At 34.9% G+C, this 23,197-nt stretch carries 17 protein-coding genes and 2 pseudogenes; 9 read left to right on the top strand and 10 right to left on the bottom strand.

From position 1 onward, the window contains the following. Position 1 precedes the first annotated feature (1 nt). From ACQH2O_RS03015 to ACQH2O_RS03005, 3 genes are all read left to right on the top strand, one after another. Positions 2-1,051 carry a threonine aldolase family protein gene (locus ACQH2O_RS03015; RefSeq protein ID WP_425385379.1) on the top strand — a complete coding sequence of 350 codons (1,050 nt, stop codon included), beginning with the start codon at positions 2-4 and terminating at the stop codon, positions 1,049-1,051. Further along, positions 1,048-2,091 (top strand): threonine aldolase family protein, encoded by a 1,044-nt coding sequence (locus ACQH2O_RS03010; RefSeq protein WP_425385293.1) that lies wholly within the window; start codon positions 1,048-1,050, stop codon positions 2,089-2,091. Before ACQH2O_RS03015 ends, ACQH2O_RS03010 begins: the two co-directional genes overlap by 4 nt. A 140-nt stretch (positions 2,092-2,231) precedes the next feature. Continuing rightward, positions 2,232-3,377, top strand: a complete 1,146-nt coding sequence (locus ACQH2O_RS03005; protein ID WP_425385292.1) for an MFS transporter — start codon at positions 2,232-2,234, stop codon at positions 3,375-3,377. Between the two features lie 17 nt (positions 3,378-3,394). Here the strand turns inward: ACQH2O_RS03005 and ACQH2O_RS03000 are convergent, their stop codons facing one another. The 7 genes and pseudogenes from ACQH2O_RS03000 to wmk (ACQH2O_RS02970) form a co-directional block, all read right to left on the bottom strand. After that, the gene (locus tag ACQH2O_RS03000; protein WP_425385291.1) at positions 3,395-4,702 is read right to left on the bottom strand and encodes a UDP-glucose dehydrogenase family protein; all 1,308 of its coding nucleotides are present in this window, start codon (positions 4,700-4,702) and stop codon (positions 3,395-3,397) included. 64 nt (positions 4,703-4,766) lie between these two features. Then, entirely contained in the window at positions 4,767-5,681 is a 915-nt protein-coding gene (locus tag ACQH2O_RS02995; RefSeq protein WP_425385290.1) for a DMT family transporter, read from the bottom strand. A 483-nt stretch (positions 5,682-6,164) separates the two neighbouring features. Then, positions 6,165-7,076: a WO male-killing family protein Wmk gene (gene wmk / locus ACQH2O_RS02990; protein ID WP_425385289.1), complete on the bottom strand. Its 912-nt coding sequence runs from the start codon at positions 7,074-7,076 to the stop codon at positions 6,165-6,167. Between the two features lie 25 nt (positions 7,077-7,101). Continuing rightward, complete coding sequence (gene wmk / locus ACQH2O_RS02985) at positions 7,102-8,010, bottom strand: WO male-killing family protein Wmk (RefSeq protein ID WP_006280075.1); 909 nt, start codon at positions 8,008-8,010, stop codon at positions 7,102-7,104. A gap of 75 nt (positions 8,011-8,085) precedes the next feature. After that, positions 8,086-9,219 carry a hypothetical protein gene (locus ACQH2O_RS02980; protein WP_425385288.1) on the bottom strand — a complete coding sequence of 378 codons (1,134 nt, stop codon included), beginning with the start codon at positions 9,217-9,219 and terminating at the stop codon, positions 8,086-8,088. Between the two features lie 100 nt (positions 9,220-9,319). Then, positions 9,320-9,976: pseudogene (locus ACQH2O_RS02975) on the bottom strand (JAB domain-containing protein). Positions 9,977-10,146: 170 nt separating this feature from the next. Then, positions 10,147-11,058 (bottom strand): WO male-killing family protein Wmk, encoded by a 912-nt coding sequence (wmk, locus tag ACQH2O_RS02970; protein WP_425385287.1) that lies wholly within the window; start codon positions 11,056-11,058, stop codon positions 10,147-10,149. 113 nt (positions 11,059-11,171) lie between these two features. Here wmk (ACQH2O_RS02970) and ACQH2O_RS02965 point away from each other — a divergent pair. From ACQH2O_RS02965 to ACQH2O_RS02945, 5 genes and pseudogenes are all read left to right on the top strand, one after another. Beyond that, positions 11,172-11,417, top strand: a pseudogene (locus ACQH2O_RS02965) (PD-(D/E)XK nuclease family transposase); the annotation flags it as partial. A gap of 454 nt (positions 11,418-11,871) precedes the next feature. Further along, on the top strand, positions 11,872-12,015 hold the full coding sequence (locus ACQH2O_RS02960) for a hypothetical protein (protein WP_173862902.1): 144 nt from the start codon (positions 11,872-11,874) through the stop codon (positions 12,013-12,015). Between the two features lie 37 nt (positions 12,016-12,052). Further along, positions 12,053-13,600, top strand: coding sequence for a group II intron reverse transcriptase/maturase (ltrA, locus tag ACQH2O_RS02955; RefSeq protein ID WP_425385084.1), 1,548 nt, complete (start codon positions 12,053-12,055; stop codon positions 13,598-13,600). Then, positions 13,597-14,394 carry an Rpn family recombination-promoting nuclease/putative transposase gene (locus ACQH2O_RS02950; RefSeq protein ID WP_182282561.1) on the top strand — a complete coding sequence of 266 codons (798 nt, stop codon included), beginning with the start codon at positions 13,597-13,599 and terminating at the stop codon, positions 14,392-14,394. The genes ltrA and ACQH2O_RS02950 overlap by 4 nt, the downstream gene beginning before the upstream one ends. 177 nt (positions 14,395-14,571) lie before the next feature. Then, positions 14,572-15,404 (top strand): IS5-like element ISWpi1 family transposase gene (locus ACQH2O_RS02945; RefSeq protein WP_264374449.1). Its coding sequence is split into 2 segments (ribosomal slippage): positions 14,572-14,941 and positions 14,941-15,404, totalling 834 coding nucleotides; the frame shifts between segments, so codons are not numbered across the junction. Between the two features lie 174 nt (positions 15,405-15,578). Here ACQH2O_RS02945 and murB read toward each other — a convergent pair. Next, positions 15,579-16,466: a UDP-N-acetylmuramate dehydrogenase gene (gene murB, locus ACQH2O_RS02940; protein ID WP_425385286.1), complete on the bottom strand. Its 888-nt coding sequence runs from the start codon at positions 16,464-16,466 to the stop codon at positions 15,579-15,581. Beyond that, a complete protein-coding gene (gene hemC / locus ACQH2O_RS02935) occupies positions 16,457-17,335 on the bottom strand; it encodes a hydroxymethylbilane synthase (protein WP_010962666.1) in 879 nt (292 codons plus the stop codon). Before hemC ends, murB begins: the two co-directional genes overlap by 10 nt. 955 nt (positions 17,336-18,290) lie before the next feature. On the opposite strand from hemC, the gene odhB reads away from it, so the two are divergent. Continuing rightward, positions 18,291-19,463 carry a 2-oxoglutarate dehydrogenase complex dihydrolipoyllysine-residue succinyltransferase gene (odhB, locus tag ACQH2O_RS02930; RefSeq protein ID WP_010962667.1) on the top strand — a complete coding sequence of 391 codons (1,173 nt, stop codon included), beginning with the start codon at positions 18,291-18,293 and terminating at the stop codon, positions 19,461-19,463. 38 nt (positions 19,464-19,501) lie between these two features. Here the strand turns inward: odhB and ACQH2O_RS02925 are convergent, their stop codons facing one another. Continuing rightward, a complete protein-coding gene (locus ACQH2O_RS02925) occupies positions 19,502-22,978 on the bottom strand; it encodes a tetratricopeptide repeat protein (protein ID WP_425385285.1) in 3,477 nt (1,158 codons plus the stop codon). Positions 22,979-23,197 lie beyond the last annotated feature (219 nt).

Below are 23,197 nucleotides of genomic sequence, written 5' to 3'. Positions count from 1 at the left end.
GATGGAAAAAATTATTGATCTGAGAAGTGACACTACAACTCTGCAGAGCTCCAACGTTATACATGCAATAAGTAATGCAACTGTTGGAGATTTTGCTTATGGTGAAGACAAAAGCTGTAATGACTTATCAGAATATTGCAAACAACTATTCAAAGTAGAAGAAGCATTATTTGTAACCAGCGGTATGCTTGCAAATAGATTAGCCATTGCCAGTCAAACAAGTCCTGGTGATGAACTCATAACTCATTATAATTATCACGTTAATTTTTTCGATAGCGCAGGCAATGCAAAAGTAAATAATATCGTATTTAATTGCATTAGAAATAATAGCGGAATCTTAGATGTTGATGAAGTAGAATATGCTATTAATTCTAAGCCGAGGTATAAAATTTTTGCTCAGGTGAGTCTTGTTTCTATAGAAAATAGTATAAATGGGTTTAATGGTAAAATTTATCCTTTTGAAAAACAAGTTGAGTTATATAACTTTTTAAAAGCTCACAATGTAAATCTTCATTTAGACGGTGCAAGAATATTTAATGCTCATATCGAAACGAATATTGCTTTAGCAGATTATGCTAAATACGTGGATACAATGAGCTTTTCTTTTACTAAAGGACTTGGAGCTCCTTTTGGTTCAATGCTTATGGGTAAAAGAGAGATAATTGAAAGGGCTAAAAAGCTACAGGTTTGGCTAGGTAGTGGTTATCATCAGATAGGGTATTGTGCTAATGCAGCAAAATACGTACTACAGAATAATATCTCTAGGCTTAAAGAAGATAATAAGCTCGCTAAATTACTTGCAGATAAGATTAAAGAAATTCCACACATAAAACTGGTACTACCTTATCCAGAAACTAATATAGTAAGCTTTAGTATAAAAGCACTAAATGTAACTAATGAGGTTTTCTTGAGTAAGTGCCAAGCTTATGGTTTATTGCTTTTTCCTTGGCTCGAGTCTCATATAAGAGCAGTTACCCATCTTGGCACAAAGAAAACAGACATCATGAAAGCTGCTGAAATTATAAAGGAGGTTGTGTTAAATTTAATATGAGAATAAAAATAGATTTCTTTAGCGATTCAAACACTGACCCTTCAGCTAAAATGAGGGAAGCGATGGCTAAAGCAAAAGTTGGAAACGAAGCTGCATGTGAAGATCCAACTGTGAACGAATTAGTGGCAACCGCATGTAAAATATTAGGTAAACCTGCAGGAATCTTGTTGATTTCAGGAACGATGTCCAATGTAATTGCTTATAAAGTACACATTCAAAGACCTGGTGATTACTTGCTGCTTGATGAAACTTCACATCCGCTCATAGTACAATCTGGCTTGATTGCGGCCCAGGCACATGCTACTCCTTTGCCCATCAAAGGTACGAGAGGAATATTTACTGGAGAACAAATTGTTGAGTTTATTACTCGTCCTAGTTTAAGAAATATTCCGAGAGTTGGGCTTGTTTCTATCGAACAAACGACAAATTTTGGTGGTGGAGCTGTGTGGCCTTTAGAATATATTCAAGAGATCTCAAGTCTCTGCAAAGAGAATGACGTATTCACTCATTTAGATGGAGCAAGACTGTTCAACGCTTGTGCTCATACTAAAATATCTCCAAAGGAGTATGCAAGTTATTTTGATTCGGTATTCATTGATTTTAGTAAAGGATTAGGTGCTCCAATGGGCGCAATATTGCTTGGAAGTGAAGAGTTTATTGAAAAAGCTTGGTACTATAAGTTTCAAATTGGCGGAGGTATGCACCAAGCTGGCATTATTTCAGCTGCATGTTTATATGCTCTACATAATAATGTAAATTCTTTAGAAGAGGATCATAAAAAAATGCAGCACCTTATAGAAGGCCTAGACTCCATAGATCAAGTTATAATTGATATCGACCTGTATAAAACTAATATAGCGTATTTTTCATTACGTACTAATTGTATATCTACTCAAGAATTAATAAACGTACTAATGACAAATTATGGAATTAGAATGGCTAACATCAAAGGTAAAATCAGAGCTATAACACATAGAGATATAAGCTATGAAGATATTAATACTACTGTATCTGCTATAAGAAAGATACTAAGTAAGTAATTTTTTGCACTAATTGTTTGCAAACTTCTTGTCAAACAATATTATACCAATATAGTATTATGCTAGCATCTGCATAGAGCTATTTGGGAATAGGTGTGAACTTTGTCTTCTTTCAATATTTACTATTCTTCTGTGGATATATGCTGCTTTATTTATCAAGACAAAGTATACCAATTGCTCTACCACTGTTAATAGATACTGACCATGTAAAATTAAGCTATTTTTTTGCCTGCTTTTCTTTTTTTTATGGAGTATCAAAATTTGTTAATGGAATAATAATGGACTCCAAAAATAATCCATTATTTATGTTTGGGCTATGCAATATTGCAACTGGATTATTAACCATTGGTATAACTTTATCATATAATAATCTAACTTTATTACTGTTAACATTAATATTATTAGCTTGGACACAAGGGTTAGGTTGGCCAGCTATTACCAAGTTTATGGTTACAAACTCTAGCATCTCTTCAATTGCATCATCATGGGGAGTTATGAGCTCATCTCAGCAACTTGGTTCTTGTATTACTTTAATTGTATTACCAAGTATAATTAAAATATATGATGCAAAAAGTGCATTTTTGTACTCTGGTCTCTTATGCTTACTTTTTGGAATTTATATAATATTAAAAGCATATTACAAAGAAAGTGCCAACTTTACTACCTATTATAAGGTGCATAAATCTCAAATAGGTATCAAGGTAACAAGTTCCATATGGTTTCTATGTTGTGCTACTTTTTGTGCTTATATTATAAAAATGGGAATCTTCTTTTGGTTTCCTATAATTTTAAGGGATAAATTACAAATTTCTCTTGTACAATCCTCACTAATAACAGGTGTATATGATTTAGGTGGAATCCTTGGAACTTTAATCACAGGAAGAATTAGTGATATGTACTTCTTTCAAAATAGAAGCTTGCTGGCATTACTTTACATGTTGGGTATAGCACTCACTTTTATTGCAATGAACTTTGGTCAAAACATAATTCTTATGAACCTTTGTGCAATCTTATCAGGATTCTTTATATTTGGAGTGCAAGTACTGACAGGTGTTATAGCTATAGAAATTGCTCCACAAAATAATGTATGTGCAATTGTAAGCTTAACAGGATTATTTGGGTATATTGCAAGTTCAATATTTTCATGCGTGGTTTTAGGAGTACTTGTTAAGCACTATGGTAACAGTATTATGTTTTCATTTTTTTCCATTTGCTCTGTTGTTGCACTCGTTTGCTTTTCCATACTATCAAGCAAAGATCTAAAAAAACTAAGTAAAGCGGTGTAAAAAAAATTTCTCAACAGTTAAACTTTGTAGATAGATTTTTTACCCAAGGAATAAACATGGTAACCATATCTTAGTAATAGCTCGCTATCTAATAAATTACGGAAATCAAAAACATTAGGTGCAGCCATAATACTCTTTAAACTTGCAAAATCTTGATTTTTAAATTCTTTCCACTCCGTTAACAATAACAAGGCTTCCGCGTCCCTTGCAGCCCCTATAGCATTGTCCGCGTATTCTATATCCTTTAGAACTTGCCTAGCATTATCCATCCCCATTGGGTCATATGCAGTAATTTTAGCCTTGTTATTCACTAACAATTGTGCAATATCTATAGCTGGGCTATTTCTTACATCATCAGTACCAGACTTAAAAGTTAGCCCCCATATTGCTATTTTTTTATTTTGGACTCCATTTAATACATATTCTACCTTTTTAGCAATGTTTGTTATATGATTATAGTTAGATTCCTTAACTGAATTTAAAATGTGTAGCTTGACATTGTGATCTTCAGCAAGCCTTATTAAAGCTGACAAATCTTTAGGAAAACATGATCCTCCAAATCCTGGACCAGCTTTGAGAAATTCCTTACCTATTCTATGGTCCATTCCCATACTGTTAGCTAAAAGGTCAATGTCTGCTCCTAATAGCTCACATAAACCTGCCATCTCATTGATAAAAGCAACCTTTGTTGCTAGAAAAGCATTAGAAGCATATTTAATCATTTCAGCAGTAACTGTATCAGTGACTATTAACGGAATATTCTTATCTATAAATGATCTATATATAACTTCTAGTTTTGCTCTAGCTAGCTTAGTTTTTACTCCTATTATTATCCTATCTGGGTATAAAAAATCTGATACTGCAGAGCCTTGCTTGAGAAACTCTGGATTAACCCCCAAATCAAAGTTATAGCCCTTATTAGATAAATAATTATATATATTTTCTGCAGTACCAGGAGGAACAGTTGACTTTATCACTATTAAGCAATCTTGATTAACTCTCTCAGAAACTTCACTTACTGCATTATATACATTCTGTAAATTTGCATTTCCTAGGGAGTCTGATGGAGTATCTACAGTTACAAACACTACTTCTGTGTTGGGATTTATTTGAGAATACGAATCGAAGAATCTTATCCTTTGTAACTTTATATTATTCTCTAAATAGTCTGCTAATCCAGGCTCATATATAGGAATTTTTCCTAATTTCAATAACTCAATCTTCTTAGTATTTATGTCAATGCAATCAACGTTATGACCCTGCTCTGATAACATTGCACAAGATACTAAACCTACATACCCTATTCCTATAATGGTTATATACATCTTGTCATCACCTTAAAAATATCCTAATGTAGCTCAACTGCTTAAACATTTAAAAAGAACATCATTAACAATTAGAGTCATAAATTTTTACTCTAGCGTTGCATACATTATTTTTCTTAATTACTTTACTTTCTGAATAAACTATAAACAAAGTCGATGGTATTAATATTAAAATACCATACAAAGCACTTTTATCAGGCAACTCATTAAACATAACATATGTTACTATTGCAGAAATTATTAGCTCTATGTATCTATATGGTGCAAGTGCAGTAGCATCTGCAAGAGTAAAAGCTTTTAATGTGAAGAACAGAATTAGATTTGAATTAATTCCCAAAATCAGTAGTAATACTAATTCTAACAAGGAAGGCAAATGCCAATAAAACAGCAAAGGCACAGTGGAAAAAATAGTTGTTGTTAGAGCTGAATAAAATAACATACTTATTATGGACTCTTTTATTGCGAGTTTCTTATTAAGTATGTCTAATATAGCAAAGATTAATGTAGATACAATAAAAATAAGAATTTTAGGATTAAAGTCTTCACTATAAGCTTTGGTAGTAATAGCAATACCAACAAAGCCAATAACAGTTACTGACCATCTTTGCCAAATTATATTTTCATTTAGTAAAGGGATTGCAAGAAGTATAACAAATAATGGTATAGAAAAACTTATAACTGTTGCAGTTACTATGGGAAAAATAGCTAACCCATAGGTCCACAAGGTTATTCCAACAAATAACAATACTCCTCTAGTTATCTGAATAGATATTTGACTTGTTTTAAAAGCTTCTCTTCCATAGTAAAGCATAAAAGGTACAAGGGTAATAGTGCTAAATAAAAAGCGGAAAAAGATTACTTCAAAACTTTGGAGATGTAAACTTAGATATTTTGATATAGTATCATTAACTACACTACTAAGTAAACTGAGTATAAACCAGGTAACTCCAAGCAAATAAGCTCTTAATCTGTGATCCATAAAACTCCCAATTTAATATTTTATGAGATAACTTTACTATAAAAAAGATCAATACTAGACAAGTTTTCCTCTATCTACTGTTTAACCATATTCATAAATATTTAGTAGAAATGATTTGAGAAGTATTATATAAAGTGCAGCTTTATTGTATAATTTTAATAAACAGAAATGCTAACTGATTTTTTTGTAATATATGATAATACTTGCGAATACTATCACATTATCAGGAAAAGTAATCGGGAGTACTGACGGCTGTGGCAATTTTACCAACTAGCTTCTCTGCTAGCATTAGCAATATGTGTTTTCAGTGTTAGCTGTGATGACGTTAAAGAAAGTTATCAAACAAGCAAATTAGCAGCAAAACTTTACGAAAATGCTTCAGTTGAGTCAGCTAAACAAATTTTCAGAATAGATGTATTAAATACGTAACCATCTTTACTTATATCTTAATATAATGTTTCTCAGTACCGTCTTTAACACAATTCAATTTTCACACTCATCAGCAGTTAGGCCACTTGCTCGCACAATAATATCAATTGCAACACCTGCCTTTGCTAGATTTTTCGCAACCCTGATTTTCTCTGCTTTTTTAACTTTTTCCTTGCCGCTTTTCATATCTTCAGATAGAGATTTGACTAACGCATCTAATGATTCCGGTTCTCTGTACTCGTTTATTAAACTCAATAGCTTTTTACTTTCTCTCGTTTCAGGTAGCAAGACTTTAATATTTACTGATAATGCTCCTGCTATTTCATATAATTTATCAAATAGTATGGTAGTATAACCTCTTTCATATTCATGTATTTCCTTGAGTGTTACGCCAACTTTATCCGCTAAATCTTTTTGAGTATACCTTCTTATTAACCTCCATTCTCTTATTCTTTGCCCTATTCTGTAATATATAGAATCAGTGCAGATTTCTCTCTCTGTATTATCATACTCGTAAATAGATAAGCCGGTTGCCTGGGAAATTATGTCAACTGAAACTCTTTCTTTCACTAGATTTTTTGCTATTTCCAACCTTGCCTCTTCTTGATTAATTTTTTCGCTAATATGAACAAACCTGACTAATGAAGGTACTATTTTGCCTAACTTTTGATTCTCATATATTTTCGTTAGATAGAGTATTTCCTCGTCTTCATAGCTGTCTTCCCTTACTATTACTGGTTCGGGTAATAAATCTATAGCATTAACTGACAATACTCTTGCTATTACATATAGTACTTCAATTGGAATAGGAATATACCCATTTTCATAGCTGTTTACTTCTTGGTATGTTAAACCTATTTCACTTGCCAATTCTACTTGAGTATGCCCTCGCATTAACCTGCTATCTTCTATTTTTTGTCCTATTTTGTAGCTTATAGAACTAATATCGCTTACAGAAACAAACATATATACCTTACTTAGAAATAAATTTTCATGCAATTTGATCAACGGATAAACCGATTATTTGCAAAATAATATCAATAGAAATTCCCCCTTTTACTAAATCCTTTGCAACTTTAATCCTTTCTATCTCTCTCACTTTCTCCTCACAAATCCGTATCCCTTCAAACAAAGACTTTATTAGTGCATGCCGTAGTTCTTGGCTCTCAATTTCTTTGTATTCTTTAATCAAATCAGGTAGCTCATTTTTCACTTTACTCCCTTCCTCTATTAGTAGATCCGTAATATTAATCGATAATGCTTCTGCCATTTCATATAATTTATCAAGTGGAACAGCAGTCCTTCCTTGCTCATAGTTGCTTATTTCGTCACGTGTTGTACTCATTTTTTCTACTAAATCTTTTTGAGTATACTCTCTCACTAGCCTCCATTCTTTTATCTTCTTTCCTATTTGGCAGTAAATAGAACCTCCTTTTTCTTCAACGCATTCATCAGCAGAGAGGCCAATTGTTTTTGCAACAATATCAACAGAAACTCCTGCTTTAACCAAACCTTTTGCAATCTTTATTTTCTCTGCTTTTTTACTACTTTTTTCACTAACTTGGACAAAATTGGTTAGTAAACAAAACATCTTACGTAACTCCTGGTCATTAATCTTTTTATATTCTCTTACTAGATTTAAGATTTCTTCTCCCTCATCTTCAAGACAGCTTTTTGATATAGGAATTAGATCCGTAATACTGATTGATAGTGCCTCAGTTATAGCATATAACCTTTCAATTGAAATTCTACGATTCCCTTTTTCATATTGAAGTATTACCCAGTACTTTACACCAAGTTTCTCTGCTAAATCTTTCTGAGTATACCCTCTCTCTAACCTCCAACTTTTTAATTTTTCTCCCACTTTATAATCTAGACTTTTTTCCACAAAAAGAACCATACATATAATATTTTATACTATAGCTCAAAGGCTCCAGATATAATAGCCAGACTCTGGAACCTTTAAATTGATGAATTAAAGTGCCCTACAAGTTTCTTTACTATTTTCACGTACTTTGTCTGCCCATGAAAACAATTTTTCACTTACTTCCTTCTGCTTTTCACTCCATATGCCGCACCTAGTGAAATTACCTCTTTCTACCACTTCCTTAAGATTCACTCCCCCAAAGAGGCAATTTTTTCCTATTTCTTCGCCTCTTTTTTGTAATTCAGCCCACATTTCCTTATCCGCTACTTTTACTTGTACCTGACTGCAGTTTTTTACGTCCTGGTACAATACAATATTTAGCTTACCAAGGCTTGTAGGAAATTCTAACACAACGGAGCTACCATCTGATACATCAACGTAATTTCTTGCACCTCCTTCCTCCCTTCTGATCTCAACTGCATTATTACCCATTTTTAAAATGTTACTCCCTAACTCTCTCAGTATTTTGGCTACCTCTACCTTGCTATTCCCAGAAAACTCTATGTACGATGTTGTATTATCTATCTCAACATCTATTAATTCTCCTTCTTGCACAGCACTTTCGCCAGCTTTCTCTAGTTCTTCTAGTCTCTCATCTATCTGTGGCTGAACTTCTGGTTGTAGCTCATTATAGATTTCACCTATCAGTTTATTCTGTAGTAGAGTATCATGAAACTCTGCACCACTTAGCATTAGCTTACGCATTATCTTTTTTCGATCACTTTTTTCTAATCTGTGAAAGTGTGTGCCCAATATCATGTATTCTGCGAAGCTCCACTCCCCATCATTACATGCATTTACTCTTGCTCCAGAGGCTAATACTTGCTCTATAACTTTATGCAATGCATTTACGTTTTTTGTCTCTACTACAGCACTCTTAAACCAGCTCAACTTTTCACTTTCGCTTGCACTTGGTTTTATTTTTTGCAAATTTGAAGCAAATGGATTTAAATCTTCTGCTTGATCATTTAAAGGTTTTGTGCCATAAACATAGTCAAGGCTTTTCCCGTAGTTGATTTTGTTTTCGCGAATGTTTCTGCTAGGGGAGGCCTCCCGGTTTATCTCCTTCTGGTTATTAATTTTACTCACAAATTTAGACTGCTTTATATCAACGCCTTCAAGAGCACCAAATATTTTCTTGTGATTAACATTAGTCTTTTTATTCCGATCTTTACTAGTCATATAAACCTCATATTAAAAATACTTTTTAAGCGTACAATAAACTTTATACATCTTACTACTCATTATAAATTATAATGAGTAGATTTGCAAATACTTTCTACTATAACAATCCATTTTCTCGAAAGCTGAAATAGCCTCCACTTGTGATGATAATATGGTCAAACAATTTTACGCTTACAGTACTACATGCTGCTGCTAAGCTCTTCGTTACTGCTTGATCTTCTTCTGATGGCTCTAAGCTCCCTCCAGGATGGTTATGTGACATTATTATTGATGTTGCATTTTTCATTAATGCCTTTCTTGTAATTTCCTTTATGTATACTGGTGCTTTTTCCATTTCACCAATATAGGATTCTTCTCCAATTAGTTGACGCCTTTTATTCAAGTACAGTATTTTTACACATTCCCTTTCTGAGTGGCCTATACTTACGTTTAAGTACTCTACTATCCCTTATAAGTCCATGATTGGCTCACTCTTAAGCTTTTCTTTCAGTACCCTTTCTAGTGTTTCCTTAACACACATGATCATTGCTACTGCAGAATCAGTTACTCCTTCTATAACTTTCAGGTCATCCATTTCTCTACCTAAAATCCTTCCTACTCCCGTATAAGTATTCACCAGATTTTTAGCAATTTCTTGAGCTTGTGGCCTTTCATGTACTGCACTTAGAAACGTTTCCATTATTTCACGATCAAGTAGTGCTTTGCCTTTGCTTTCTAATATTCTGAATTCGATTTCTTCTTTACTTTTATTCATATAATTTACCCTTCACTAACAACAAACTTTTTTTTAATATTTACTGCTGTTTTTTATCAGCATTGGCATAAAGCCATAGCTTTCGAGTGAAGTCAAATCAATTTCTCAATCTTTTCTACTTATTTTTTCATGAATAAATTAAGATCTTAATAGATAATGATTTTTTTATTTTAAATCTGTTGAATTTCGCCTAAAGAGATGCCTACTGTTTTTAAAATAATATTGATAGAAATTCCTTCCTTAACTAAATTCTTTGCAATTTTCATCTTTTCTACTCTCTCCACTTTCTCTTTGCAAACTTGTATGCTTTCAAACAGAGATTTTATTAGCGCATAGCGTAATTCTTGACTCTCAATTTTTTTGTATTCTTTTATTAAATCAGGTAGTTCATTTTCTACTATCTCATCTTCTTCTATGAGCAGATCTGTAATGCTAATTGATAATGTTTCTGCTATTGCATATAATTTTTCCAGTGGAATGGCCACACGTTCTTGCTCATAATTGCTTATTTCATCACGTGTTGTATCCATTTTCTCAGCCAAATCCTTTTGAGTATACTCTCTCACTAGTCTCCATTCTTTTATCTTCTTTCCTATTTGGCAGTAAATAGAACCTCCTTTTTCTTCAACACATTCATCAGCAGAGAGACCAATTGTTTTTGCAACAATATCAACAGAAACTCCTGCTTTAACCAGACCTTTTGCAATTTTTATTCTCTCCGTTTTTTTACTATTTTTCTCACTAACTTGAACAAATTTGGTTAGTAAACAAAACATTCTACGTAACTCCTGATCGTTAATCTTTTTATATTCTCTTATTAGATTTAATATTTCCTCTCCCTCATCTTCAAAACAGATTTTTTCCTTTGATACAGGAATTAGGTCTACAATACCTATCGATAACACTTCTGCTATAGCGTACAACTTCTCAATCGAAATTTTACGTGTTCCTTTTTCATATTGTAGTACTATTTGATATGTTACGCCGATTTTTCCCGCTAAATCTTTTTGAGTATAACCTCGCTTTAACCTCCAGCTTTTTACTTTTTGTGCTATCTGATACCTTATTGAGATATCTACCATAAATATTATACAGGTTAATACTACCAAATAAAGATATACAAAATGTTTGCATTTTAGTTGAATATTTCTTCACAATTGTGTATAATTATTAATGCTTTTTATCTTACTTTCTCATGGCTCTTTCGAAGTTTCTTGATGCTCGCAATGATTATGCCTTTAAAAGAATATTTGGCACCGAGAAGAATAAAGATATTCTCATTCATTTCTTGAACGATATTTTAGGCTTTACTGGCTTAGCTGCTATTCACGATGTTGAATTCTTAGCTACCATTTTGGACCCTGAAATTGCCGCTAAAAAGCAGAGTATTGTTGATGTTCTTTGTAAGGACTCTCAAGGTTCAAGATATATTATAGAAATGGTGCGACCTGAAAGCCTTCGGTCATATTGTTTAAAAGGAGAGGAATTCATTCAGAAAGAAACTGAAAGGATTCTAAAGCTTATTGAACCAGATGTTTTGCCATCTGAGTCTACGCATCAGTGCGAATTGGGTAACCAGTTGGTGCCGAGCGACGCGGACAATGAACCTCCTCTTGATAAAGAAGATGCTCAATCGTAAGAGAAAGCATAAACTACAAGCATCATGTGGTTGGAGGGCTAGGCTTAGTGGTATGGTGAACGTAAGTGAAGCTTCATAAGTATCGTAACGATTAAAGAGCTAAAGATGCTGATAAGCTCCGACCAAAAGGTAATGTGGATGAGTTACATTTTTCATTTCTGGATGTACGCAAATAATAATTCCACCGGTATAGAGAAGCCACCTAACCCACTATTGTATGACAAAAGGAACAGGATAAGCCTGTATTTTCGCCTATATGGCAGGCAACCCGCAAGGAATGCTGATGGATGTGCAGGTAAAGGATAATGGAGAAAGCGAATGCCATTTTGTAACGAAATGGATAGAATTTGTAACATTAATTCGCGTGAAAACGAGCAGACTTCCATTTGGTCCCTCATGACAAGAAACTTTGTTAACCACTTAAGGTAGGAAAGCAGATGATTACAAGTACAACTGTAAGTGCACCTACCAATAACTCCGAAGCATGGAACCAGTTACCCTGGAAGAAATGCCAAAAAGTTGTTATGAGGCTACAGAGGCGTATTGTTAAGGCTGTCCAACAAGGCAGATGGGGTAAGGTGAAAACTTTACAACACCTTCTCACACGCTCTTTTAGCGGCAAAGCTTTGGCGGTTAAGAGAGTAACTGAAAACCAAGGAAAAAACACAGCAGGTGTAGATCGTCAAATATGGTCAACTTGCAACACAAAATTTCAAGGAATAAAGCTATTAAAACAAAGAGGATACAAACCTTCTCCGCTAAAACGGATATACATCAGTAAGTCTAATGGCAAAAGAAGACCTCTTGGAATCCCTACGATAAAAGATAGAGCCATGCAAGCATTATACTTGTTTGCTTTGGAACCGATAGCTGAAACGATCAGTGATCGTCACTCTTATGGTTTTAGACCAAAAAGATCCTGCGCAGACGCTACTGTGGCTTGTCACTTGTTACTGGCAAGCCGTAACCAACTACAATGGATACTCGAAGGTGATATTAAAGGGTGTTTTGATAACATTAACCATGAATGGCTCATGAAGCATATTCCTATGGAGAAGAAAATTCTTCATAGCTGGTTAAAAGCTGGCTTCCTAGAATCAAAAACTCTGTATTCCACAACTGCAGGTACCCCACAAGGTAGTATCATCTCTCCAATACTAGCAAATCTAGCCCTAAATGGACTTGAAAAATCATTGGAAAGTCAATTTGGTAAACTTGGCAGTAAAAGAAGAAGCAAAATCAGAAGTGGAGTAAATGTAATCAGGTACGCAGATGACTTTATCATTTCAGGAATCACACGCGAAGTACTGGAAAATGAAGTAAAACCTCTAGTATCGTCCTTTCTTCAGGAGAGAGGTCTTATCCTTTCCGAAGAGAAAACAAAAATTACATCTATTACAACAGGGTTTGACTTTCTTGGTTGTAATGTACGCAGGTATAATAAGAAGTTAATTATAAAACCTTCAAAAGAAAGTATTAAGAAACTTCTTAATAAAGCACGTACATTGATAAAGGCAAACATAGCGAACACTCAGGCCGTACTAATCAAGTTGCTCAATTCCCTATTAAGGGGATGGGGAAATTACTACAGCCATGTGTGTGCGAAAAGAGCTTTTAACAAAATAGACCATGAAATTATGTGTGCTCTATGGAAATGGGCAAAGAAAAGACATCCTCGTAAAGGATTACGTTGGATAAAGAATCGTTACTTCAAGGTAATGAAACAACGCCAATGGGTCTTTGCTGCACCCATATGCAAGAACAAACCGAAAGAGATAAGGTATTTAAGACTGCTTAGGTTGATTGATATACCTATCAGACGACATGTTAAAATCAGGGCGGATGCAAATCCACTTGACTTAAAATGGAAAAAGTATTTTGATGAAAGAGTGAAACAAACAAAAATTTTAGCAAGCTCTTTCTCAAGAGAAGGTTCTCTACTGTTGGTGTCACCATTAAGAATGATGTTTTCTGAGGAATCATGAAGGACAAGCCGGTTCGAGAAAAGAAGGACTTAGATAAGGGGCTCAAGCGTAGTGTGGGGAAACCTGCATGCTGCGTTTCTAAGGGAGGGAGTAGTAGCAATACTACTTCCTTACCTAACCAGGTCGCTAAAACTAAAGGCTTTGAAAAACGCGCACAACTTTATGCTGCTAAGGCTTACTCAAGACAAGCTGATAAATCTGGTAAATACGTTGATTTAAAGAAGATTTTCTTTATCGCGATTTCAAATTGTACCTTATTCCCTGATAAGCTTGACTATATATCTAGCCATACCATAAGAGATGAAAAAACCAATGAGCATGACTTAAAAGATTTTCAATTTATCTTCATAGAGCTGCCAAAATTTCCTAAGAGTAGAGAAGAACAACTAGAAAGTGTAGTAGACCGTTGGCTATTTTTTTTCAAATATGCAGATGAAACAACGGACGAAGATCTCAGAAAAATTGCGGAAAAATCACCAATAATAAAGCTAGCATATGATGAATTAGATAAGTTTCACTGGAATGAAAAAGATCTAATAACTTATGAAGAAAGAATAATGGATCTGCGCAAAGAAGAAGCCATTCTTGAATACAGACTTGACCTTGCTACTGAAAAAGGCATCCAAATTGGCGAAGAAAGAGGCATCAAAATCGGTAAAGAGGAAGGAAAAATCGAAGGAAAAATCGAAGTCGCAAAAGCAATGCTGGCTAACAATGTTGATGTCAACACTATTGTCAAATTTACTGGCCTTTCTATTAGTGAGATTGAAGAATTAAGTGTGAACGGTTACTAATTAAGAACTTTAATCATCAATCATAAATCACTGAATTTCGCTAGTAAATTTGTTGCCATTGTCCATATTGCACAATTGTATATAAGATATAGTATAACAATAGTGTCCGTTCAGCTAAGAGGTTGTCCGGAAACAAGTAAAAGGCTATAATATCTGAAATTTTAGTACGGGGTAAAGATGAGAAAAAAGTATCCAACAGATCTAAGCGAAAGGGAATGGGCAAGAATAGAAAAACACTTCAGAGTATCATACAAGAAAGGAGGAAGGCTGCCAAAGTATAGCAAAAAAGAAATATTAGAAGCAATTTTCTATGTATTGCGTACAGGGTGTCAATGGCGGTATTTACCAAATGATTTTCCGCTATGGAAGACTGTGTATGAGCAGTTCAGGCAATGGAAGAAGCAGGGAATTTTTGAGAAAATGAATTATGAAATTACAAAATATAGTAGAAGAAAAATAGGAAGGAATGAGCAGCCGAGTGCCTGTATAGTAGATAGTCAATCTGTAAAGACTACAGAAAAGGGGGGATCAAAGGCTATGATGGAAGTAAAAAAGTAAAGGGTAGAAAAAGGCATATAATTACAGACACTCAGGGTTTTATACTAGGTTGTTACGTAGGCGCTGCTAACGAAAATGATAGAGATGGTATTAAAATAGCATTAAACAATATGAGAACAAAATATACTAAAGTTAAAAAAATGTGGGCTGACATGGGATACCAAGGAAGAAATTTAAAGAATCACATAAAGGAAGAATATGACATAGATATTGAAATTGTTAAAAGGCCTCCATGTAGATTTTGGGTGCACAAAGATACGCCACCTGAGCTACTACCAACAAGAGAACAAGGGTTTAAAGTACAGCCAAGAAGATGGGTTGTAGAAAGGACTTTTGCTTGGGTTAATAGGAATAGAAGGCTATCGAAGGAGTATGATTTACTCACAACATCCACTGAGAATTTCATATACCTAGCTATGAGTAGGGTTATGTTAAAGAGGGAATATGCTTGAATTTACTAGTTTCCGGACAACCTCTAACTTTGCTATTTTTCTCTCTAGATTCTTGCAAAGTTCTACAAGATTAACCACATTACCTCACGGTTTCTCTATGATTATTTTTTTAGATTACTTGTTTACCTTATTTGCCGTTCTCCTGAACGAATATACATAAGCTATAAAAACTATCTAATAGCTACCCAAAACCCTTATTTCCCACTCAAGTTCAACATTAAATTTATCCTTTACTGCATCTTTTACTTTGTTGCCAAGGTTTTCCAAGTCAGATGCAGTTGCATTATCGTAATTGAGCAAGAAGTTACAATGTTTCTTAGAGATTCTAGCTCCACCAATATTTAACCTTAGGCAGCCAGATTTATCAATTAACTCCCATGCTCGGTAGTTTTTTGGATTTTTGAATATGCACCCAGCAGTTTTTCCTCTTATTGGCTGGCTTTTATTTTTCCTCTCAATAACTTCCTTTAACCTTTGCAGTATAAGCTCATACTCTGAGTTTACTCCTTTAAACTCAGCTTCAACAAAAATCCAATTTCCTTTTAGGCTATGTCCACGGTAAAAATACCCCATTTCTTCGCTGGAGAACTCATATAGGTTTCCATCCTCTAGATTCACTGCTTTTATGTATTGTACAACACTTGCGATATCACTACCATATGCACCTGCATTCATTTCTATTCCGCCACCAACTGTTCCTGGAATTCCAACTAGAAACTCCAACCCACTAATCTGCTGATTTCCCGCAAAGTGAGCAAGGTTGCTGAGCAGCACAGCTCCCCCAGCTACAATAGAGTTGTTACCCTTACTTTTAATATATGCAAACTCCTTACCTAATTTTACTGTTATTCCTCGAATGCCACTATCTCGCACTATTATGTTGGATGTTGCACCAATAACGCTAACTGGCAGTTCAGTATTTTTAATCAAGTATGTTAAATCTTCAATATCACATGGTTTAAATAATACATCAGCTCGTCCACCAACATTTAACCACGTCGCTTTAGACATTAAGACATCATAACGATAGATTCCACGTACTTTAGGTAAGCTTATAAGCATTTTGATTTCAACTCTAATCCTGCATCCATACCCATTTTCTCCGCATCTTCTATAAATGAAGTGCGCTCAGTGAAGTATATATTTTTTCCACTTGCTAACATACAACGAAGGTGTAGCATATTTTCGCTCACATATTCAGCCAAAGCTGCAAGTGGTGTAAAACATGAACCATTCACTGTCTTCATAAAACTGCGCTCTGATTTCACTCCTATAAAAGACATATTATTATTAATTTTCTCTAAAAGATCGATAATTTTTACATCATTCCTTCTACATTGAATACAAACCGCCCCCTGCCCCACTGCACTTAACATAACTTTTGGTGGCAATACCTCTGTAATCAAGTGATGTTTTTCTAATCTTATGAGTCCTGCTTCAGCTAGAATTATTCCATCAAAACTTTGATTTTGCAATCTGGTTGTTACATTTCCACGTAGCGGTACTATATTTAAATCTGGTCTAACATTTAACAACTGAACTTTTCTTCTTATTGAAGAAGTGGCAATAGTAGCCTGCTGTGGCAAAGACTCAAGGCTATTGTGTTTATGAGAAATAAACGCATCGCATGAACTTAGCCTTTCTAAAACACAAGGAATTGTTAAACCCCCTGAGAAAAACGCAGGCATATCTTTTAGCGAATGAACTGCCATGTCTATATTATTTTCGAGCAATTCAGTCTCAATTTCTTTAATGAATAATCCTTTGCCTCCTATTTCAGCAAGATTTGCGTTTGCATACTTATCTCCAGAAGTTTTTATTTTAACAATTTCAATAGATAAGTTAGGAAAAGAATCCAGCAACTTTTGTTTTGCTTCCAAAGCCTGGGCAACTGCAAGCTTGCTTCCTCTGGTACCTATTTTGACTAGCATGTGTACGATTGTTTGTCTGATGTCATTCAAGTAGCTGACTACTTGGATCCAGTTTATATAAACCTTTGCATTTATTGTACTTTAACTTAAAACCAAAAGCAACTTTGACTTTACAAAATAATAACCTTTTATATGCATAAATAAGCTTACTGGATTCTAGTACTTGCATGACAAGGTATAAACCTTATCGTCATACCACCGCGAACCGTCATACCGTCACGGTATCTCTAGATCCCGCTAACACGTAGCGGGATGACGAATTATTTAACCTTCATACCGCGATTCATTCGCGGTATCTCTAGATCCCGCTAACAAGCAGCGGGATGACGGTTGTCGTTTAGCTATAAATATTAAAAAATTTACCAAGCGAAAAAAAAGGCAAAAGAAGCCCCGTGGTGGTTGGCTATTTACTATGTACTAAAATATCGGCGTTTTTTTTATTCTAAAACGCTTGATTAAGAGCGATTTAGCTGCTTTTAACTTGCAACTAACCTACACCGCAAGTGTTTAAGAAATTTACTAAGCAGGAAAAAAGGCAAAGAAACCCCGTAGTAGCTAGCATTCAAATTCTCCCTTGTCAATTTGACGTTTTTTGCTGTCTTAAACGCTTTGTAAGCGCGTTTCGGCTTATATAGGTAAAAACCTAAAAATTTTTAAAGACATGCGATGCACGTAGTGCGAAAAATTAAACATGAGACGCCAAATACCCTAAGTTTTTTGTCATTAACCTGCACAGATTGCGAAGATAAATAAATAGCTTCAGTTTCATGATAGGGGGGATGGCAAAGCTTGTCAAGGAATTTTTATGGCCTAGCGTCACGTGCTGGAATGACATTTGGGAATATGTTATCCGTTTGTCACTTCTAAATGATAAGAGCCTCAATGAATTTATTAGTTTATTACATGTCCCTTTTCATGTATAAATCTATAGAAAGTTTTATACGGAAGTTGTTTTATGAGCAAAATTATAGAAATCAGAGCACCAAAAACTCTTGGTGGTGAATCAGTTACAGAAGGTATAGTAAAAATAAAGAAGGGTATTGGAGAAGCAGTAAAAGTAGATGACTTGATCTTTGAAATTGAAACTGACAAAACAGCACTCGAATTAACTGCAGAAGCTTCAGGGCAAATAACTGAATTTCTTATAAAAGAAGATGATGTAATAAGTCCTGATCAATTGTTAGCGAAGCTTTCCATGGGAGAAGTAAAAGAGGAAGCGAGAAAAGAAGATAAAAGCGAAAGTGCTGCTAAAAAAGATGCTCCATCAGCTCGTAAAATTATGGAAGAAAATGCAATCAGTGCAGAAAGCGTCAAAGGAACTGGCATGGGAGGCAGAATAACAAAAGCAGATGTGATAGGCCATATGAACAAAGCTGAACAACCTGCAATAAAACAATATGAATTGCCAAAAAGTGTAGTAAATGGAGAGCAAAGAGAGGAACGAGTAAAAATGAGCAAAATAAGGCAAGTAATTGCCGCTCGTTTGAAAGCATCGCAAAATACTGCTGCAATACTGACCACGTTCAATGAAATTGACATGAAGAATGTCATGGATCTAAGAGCAAAATATAAGGACGCCTTTGAAAAAAAATATGGAATAAAACTTGGTTTTATGTCGTTTTTTATAAAGGCAGCGGTGCAAGCATTGAAAGAAATTGCTGAAATTAACGCTGAAATCTCAGGCGATGAAATCATATATAAACATTACTATGACGTAGGTGTTGCTGTTGGCACCGATAAAGGTCTTGTTGTACCAGTTATTCGGGGTGCCGATCAGATGTCATTTGCAGAAATTGAGTTGACTTTAGTTGCTCTTGGCAAAAAAGCTCGTGAGGGTAAATTACAAGTATCAGAAATGGAAGGTGCAACATTTACCATCTCAAACGGTGGAGTATACGGTTCACTTCTTTCCACTCCGATAATAAACCCTCCGCAATCTGGAATACTTGGAATGCATTCAATACAAAACAGGCCAGTTGCTGTTGGTAATGCAGTAGAAATCAGACCTATGATGTACATTGCTCTCTCTTACGATCACAGAATAGTTGACGGCAAAGGAGCAGTAACTTTCCTCGTTAAAATAAAAAATTATATAGAAGATCCAAATAGATTAGTTTTGGAAGTGTAGCTCAAATGAATTGTTGTTAATCCAGTATTGCTAAAAACCTAAATGTCATCTAGTTCTGCCAGCAGTTTAGCAACTTCCGGATGATCAGGGCCATAATGTTTCTCAAAAATAGGCAAGGCCTGTTCAAGCAATTCCTCTTGTTTCTTGTGATCGCCCAAAGCGCCATAGGCAATACCAAGATTTGCCAGTAGTTTGGCAACTTGAACATGACCAGAGCCATAATGTTTCTCAAAAATAGGTAAAGCTCGTTCAAACAACTCTTTTGCTTTCTGATGATAGCCAAAAGTACCATAAACGATACCGAGGGTTGCCAGTAATTTAACAACTTCAAAATGGTCGAGGCCGTAATGTTTCTTTCGAATTGCTAGAGCCTGTTCAAGCAACTCTTTTGCCTTCTGGGGATTACCTAAAACCCTATAAGAATTACCGAGGTTTGCCAGTGTTCTAGCAACTTCAAAATGGTCAGGCCTGTAATGTTTCTTTTTGATTGCTAAAGCCCGTTCAAGTAACTCCTTTTGTTTTTTATAGTCACCTAAATCCACATGAGAGATACCAAGGTTTGTCAGAGTAATAGCGACTTCAAAATGATCAGAGTTGTAATATTTTTCTTTAATTGTTAAGGCCTGTTCAAGCAGCTCCTTTTCTTTCTGAGGATCACCCAAAGCACCATAAGCGATACCAAGGTTTGCTAGTAGTTTAGCAACTTCAAAATGATCATAGCCATAATATTCCTTAAAGATAGGTAAAGCCCGTTCAAGCAACTCTTTTTCTTCCTGAGGATCACCTAAAGCCCTATAAGCGGTGCCTAAACTTATTAGTGTTCTAGCAACCTCAGGATGACCAGTGCCATAATGTTTCTCAAAAGTAAGTAAAGCTCGCACAAGTAAAGCCTTTTGTTTCTGAGGATCACCTAAAGCACCATAAACGTTACCTAAGTTTGCCAGTGTTCTAGCAACTTCAGAGTGATCGGAACCACAATGTTTCTCTTGAATTGCTAAAGCTCGTTCAAGCAATTCCTTTTGTTTCTTATAATTGCCTAAATACCCGTAAGCGTTACCTAGGTTTGCCAGCAGTTTAGCAACTTCGAAATGATCAGGGCTATAATGTGTCTTCAAGATAGGTAAAGCCCGTTCAAGCAACTCTTTTTCTTTCTGAGGATCACCTAAAGCACCATAAGCAATGCCAAGGTTTGCTAATGTAATAGCAGCTTGAAAATGATCAGAGCCATAATGTTTCTTGATGATAGGTAAAACCCGTTCAAGCGACTTCTTTTGTCTTCTAGGATCTAAATCAAAATATCCATCGCCTATCCATATTAACAAATTTACAAGATAATCCTTTTCTATTGTTTGTTTTTCTGAAGGATTTTTTGTTAGCCAATTATCTACATGTGATAAGAACGCTTCTAAATGCGGCAATAATTGTCGTTTCTTAGCATAATCTTCTAATTTATCACTGCCGTAAGGAAAGCTTTCTTCCAGTAACTCAAAAGTCTTTTTCACAACTTTGTCTTTGCCTTGTTTTTCTAACTCTATTCTTGTTACTTGCTGTACTAACCTGTGGATATTGACTGAGCTTTGCTCTTCTCCTGAGTTGATCATTGAATATTGTTTAAGTAGTTGGATAGCATCACCTAACTTTTCTTCATTGCGTTCTACCCCTAAAAACATTTTTGCAGGAATGTTGTCAGGAGCAATATAGGCAATGATATCCAAGATTTCTTTGGCTTGCTGACCATACTCTGGGTTATCTTTGATTTTATCAATAGTAATTCTCCAGGTTATAAAAGTTGTCTTGGTGTAGCTATTGTCGCTGTCTTTAGGAAACTTAAAATCAAGTAATTTTTCTGCTTCCTCTTTGTATCTCTTTAAATAATCACTAATTTCAAACTTCAAGCCTACATTCTTTAATGCTATATCCCTTTCTTTTATGTATGCAACTGCCTGCTGCAAAGCTAAAGGAAAATGCTGTAATGTTTCTGCCAAATTCTTTATTTCATTTTCTTGTGACCCATCTTTTATACCTAATGCTTTTCTAATAAAGTCTATTGATTCTGGTTCAGTAAATGCACCCAATGTTAATGATTTTATATCTCCCCATTTCTGATTACGAGAGGTAATCAAAACACTAGGTTTATTATCATCAGATGATAAAAAGTGGGACGGTAAGAATTGACTAATACCAGCATCTTGACCTTCACTTCTATATTCTTCTGCATTATCGAAAACAAAGAGACTTTTTCTCTTGGCGAAAAAAGCGTATATGTCTCTTACAATAGATTCAATATCCCTATCTTCTGTAGGAATGCCTAAAGGATCTCTAGCTAACCTGAGAAAAGACTGCACCATGGTTTCATGGGTTTCAGCTTTTATCCATATAATATTGTTGTCATAATCTTTACTGTGTTCTTCAATATATTTTTTGGCCAGCTCAGTCTTACCTATTCCTCCCAACCCACTAATAGAAACCAGTTGCGATATTACTGTGGCTACACCTTGACTTTTTTGTATTAATTTGTGTAGTTCTCGTAATTCTTCTGTCCTTCCAGTGAACGATCCTACTGGATTTCTCACCTCAAATCGAAAGCCTCCTAAGATTTCTTCTTTCATCTTGCGAAAGAATTCTCTTCCGTCTTCATGTGTAAGAAAACGTCTCCCTTTTTCTTTCAACCAATCTAGCATTTTTTCTTGGAAGCGAGCGTAAACATTCTGTCTATCAATATCATTAAATTGCTCGCCTAGCTCACTTTTGATAATATCCGCTAGTTTTATTTCATTGGGCTGATTTACTGCAAATACTAACTTATCAAAAAATTCTTTTATATTGTCTTCCAACCTACCTTCATTCATCATTCGTCCAAATTCACGTTGCCACGTCTGATTTCTTTCCAATTTCCTTTTTGAGTTCTGATCTGGCTTGTTTTGGAGTTTTTTTATCTCCTCTTCTAATTCTTCCATCGCTTCTTCTACAGCACTTTCAAATGCTGGTTGCACTACTGAAATCATGTTATTGTGAATATAAGAGAACTTATATCTAGTGCCACCATCTTTAAAAAAGACATCACTAGTGTCGATTACTTCAACTAAAATTTCTATTTCCTCGTTTGGTCCTAAAGTTTTTACCCTCAACTTCTTCACTGTGTTTCGTGCTGTGCTTTGATCCAGATCAAAATCGATATTAGTACAGATAATAAAATCTTTCAGGTTACCATCTGCAAAATCTTGATTATTTTTGATCTTTAGGTAAGAAACAAAATACTTTGCTAATCCAAACTCACCACTTTTATCTTTTGTAAGTAAGTTCCCTACTCCAATTTTCTTGTTATCTTCATCTTGTGTGTGTTTAGCCTGCAAAAAACGGTATACTTTCTTACTACCTTGGGTACATTCAAATACTAAATCATCGAATTTTCTGGCCTCTTCTATTTCTGTACCTAAGCGAAAAGAGTGCTGATAGAGCACTCCTCGATGCAAAAATAGCATCAATACCTTTAGCTGGTAGATATTACCGTGCATAACTAGTTACCTCATACAGGCTGCTATAAATTTGTTTGATCTAGAATTAAAGATTACCAAACACCTAAAATAATGCAATAGAGTCTTTATGTGTTGATAGAAAGGCCTTCGAGGGTAGGAATTGCCTGGCAAACTCTTAATTCTTGATTTAAAAAAGACTTTCCAAAGACTCCCCAAATCTAATATGTAATTGCTGTAGGCTGCATTTAGTAATATAAT

It is taken from the genome of Wolbachia endosymbiont (group B) of Schoenobius gigantella (assembly GCF_964031005.1).
GTDB lineage: Bacteria > Pseudomonadota > Alphaproteobacteria > Rickettsiales > Anaplasmataceae > Wolbachia > Wolbachia pipientis.
This window is presented reverse-complemented; position numbering and strand designations above follow the sequence as displayed.